General features: G+C 44.3%; 2 protein-coding genes. Both read left to right on the top strand.

Annotated elements, in window-relative coordinates:
- A partial coding sequence (locus tag D5R40_RS38495) for a succinate dehydrogenase/fumarate reductase transmembrane subunit (RefSeq protein WP_205127794.1) occupies nucleotides 1–203 on the top strand: 203 nt, incomplete at its 5' end.
- A 543-nt stretch (nucleotides 204–746) separates the two neighbouring features.
- On the top strand, nucleotides 747–983 hold the full coding sequence (locus D5R40_RS31600; protein WP_124155784.1) for a hypothetical protein: 237 nt from the start codon (nucleotides 747–749) through the stop codon (nucleotides 981–983).
- Nucleotides 984–2972 lie beyond the last annotated feature (1989 nt).

Consider the following 2972-nt stretch of genomic DNA (forward strand, 5'->3'; position numbering starts at 1 on the left):
TACACATGTATCAGTTCTGGTTGCAGATGAAGCTCGGAAATTTACCGATGGCTACCTATGATGGACAAGAATATAAAGATCTATATAAAATTGTAGCGGCCGCCTATCAAAACATCTTCTATGTGATTTTCTACGTCGTATCTATGCTAGTGATTGCTTTTCACTTGTGGCATGGATTCAGAGTTCATTCAGACTGGGATTGAACCATAGAAAATACCGCATTATCATGTATTGGGAACACTGATTGCTGTGGTTATTCGCTTGGTTTGCGTTATTCGTTTCATGTTCTTTTGCGTAACGCTTAAAACGAATATGACTATGAAATTAGAAGGTAAAGTACTCCTGGTCACTTTGGGGAAAATGGACGAAGTTCCAGTCGACCGTTCCTCTGGTGGCTCCAAATAACAAAAGAAATTGAGTCTTGTGGTAGGTACAAGTTTTGGCCGGCGCAGTGCAGCGCAACCTTGGGAAACTAGGATTAATGTGAAGTGTTTCACTTTCCATGATAGCCTAGAAGAGCGCATAGTATGGGCACACAGGTGGTATTAATGCGGCAAAGAACTATCAGAATGATGGGGACAGCGTTACAGATTATTCTATGATACGATCAAGTGGAGATTACGTTCTCGAGAAGGGAATGTCACCGTTTAGCAGAGGTGAGTCGAAACATTATTGATCAGCAGTAGCGCAAGGTGTGCTTTTGCTCGTGATTATGGTGGATTGTTGATAATCGATCTTTCGTGGGGTTGCAGGTAAGCCGTACATTCTACGCCGTGGTCAGACTGGCCAGCAGCTATGATTGGCGCTTATCAGCTTATCTCGTCAGATTTGCCTTAGTTCTGTACAAATGTACACCGCCACGAGATGCTGGACATTTGAAGGTGGATGGTAAGGCTAGAGGGATAATTGCTCGAAACTGCTTACAGGCAGAAATTGAGCGTTATGCAGCTCACTGTGTAGTATTGGCCTGGAGGATATGGTAACGTATTTTATCTGTCGACATGCCATGAACTGAGTTTCTGCTGCTTGGCGTGCTGTGCGAAAGGAGCTTAATGGCGAATCCTGCTTCACTCAAATTCACCAATTGTACCCAGTTCCGTGACTACATCGAACTGACGCTGATGTCTGAAAGTTGCGTAATGATGGTCGCGTTTGGTACCGAAGAGTGGAGGATGCAAGGCCATTCGAGAAGTAAGAAACCGGCTTAGATATTGCAGAAGAGATAGAGATTATACCTGGAGCGCAGATACCTGCCTTTGTAACCTAGTACCACGTGATGTACGCTTCTAGGGCTGCAAAAGTGGCTGTGATGAAGGATTAGGAGTTAGTCTACCGGCTTGGCTGTATTTCTTGATTTTGCGGCCGCTGTTCAGCGCTATGGGAAATCTGCGCTAATGTAAAGGGATCCCCATCGGATGCTGCGACGATCACCGACTAGGTGAGAAAGTGGTAGAAGAAAATACGTAACCTTTCGAGAATGTACGAGAAAATCACGGAGAGATCTTATAAGAGCCGATGAATTATCCAGCGTGCATTACACATGGGTGGTCTTTGGTAGATTACATTTGGAGACCAACGTTCTTCCGTCTGGAGAGGGTCATCACGGTGCGCGTTAGGAGCTTCGGCCTTGATGCAATCTGGCGTATTTACTCTTCGTTATCCCTTTACTATTGGTACTTTCCTTCCAATGATTCCGTACGCCGACTTTGATCCGATGGAGAGGCCTTTATGGAAGGCTGAGAGGCGGTAAAGATCGCTTGGCAGGTTCTTAGTGTCAAAGGAAGTCAATCTGTGGAAAGCTTCCATCGTCGCTAGGAAAGATCATGTGGATTACTGCGGTATGTCTCGAAATGCTGACGGTTGCGTTCTGACGTCAGATGGTCGTGAGTTGCGCAAAAATTCTATCAAGATGTATTGTGCGGATTAACGCGAGTACAATCTGAGCTGGAAAAAGCCTTGAGAGTTGCGATTTTATGGAATGGGAGAGGTAATGATCCTAGATGTTTGAACCGCGGGAACCTGTGGAGGCATTCCGAGAGAAATCAGCGGAAGAAGGTGAAAGCATTACGTAGAGATGATGAATCGCTACGTGCGCTTGGGAATACACAGGCGGGATGAAGAGCCTGTTTAACAAAGAAGAATTAATGTTTGAGAACGTAGAGTAGACCCGTTCTAAAATAATTAATAAAATCAGGTCCAATTATGAACTAAGGCTTAAAGTCTGGAGACAAGCAAGTGCTAATAAAATAGTTTTTCTACCTTCAATGGATGATGAAGTAGCATATGTCTATTCTTGAAAATGCTGGATGTACTGAATAGCGTTGTAGCCAAGAGAAATGCCATTTTTTTTGATCAGATTGCCGTGAGAATTTGTGGTGCTTGTAGTATGGTAATTAATGTCAGCCGATGGTCAATGGAGGAACAACTACCTGCGATTACACTGCGTCACTTCAGAATGGAGATCATCGTCATTGAACCTTTCCGAGCGAAAGCATTCCGGTACGGGATTAGTGGTGATCGATAGATTTGATCGGATCATTCAGTAGGGAGATTTTGTCTGTGAATCCAGGCCAAGAGATGCGAATGCGATTCCAGTTGAAAAGGATGTGCTTCTTCAAGCTTTTGTTGCACATGCTTGGCTGTGGAGCCTGCGTGCATGCATCGGCTAGCATTTACTTCTGCGAAGGTTCTTAGGAATTTACTCTAAATTCATGAGTGCGGCCATGGTGAAGCATAATTATTTTCTAATGTAACGGCCTGTGAGGCGGTGGGTATTTCCGTTTTGGCGTGCCTACTGGTCTCTGTGTCTTTTAAAAAAAGGACGGTAACCTACACTTCAAGAGTTACCCTTCAGATAAAATTCCAAACCCTGGTCTAGTACCAGGGTTTTTTGTTTTTTTGCAATCTCTCTGTCCAAAGCTTGAGCAGCCTACTGCCTCAACACAACGTTTAGGATACAACATGCTGTCTAG

It is taken from the genome of Okeania hirsuta (assembly GCF_003838195.1).
Classification (GTDB): domain Bacteria; phylum Cyanobacteriota; class Cyanobacteriia; order Cyanobacteriales; family Microcoleaceae; genus Okeania; species Okeania hirsuta.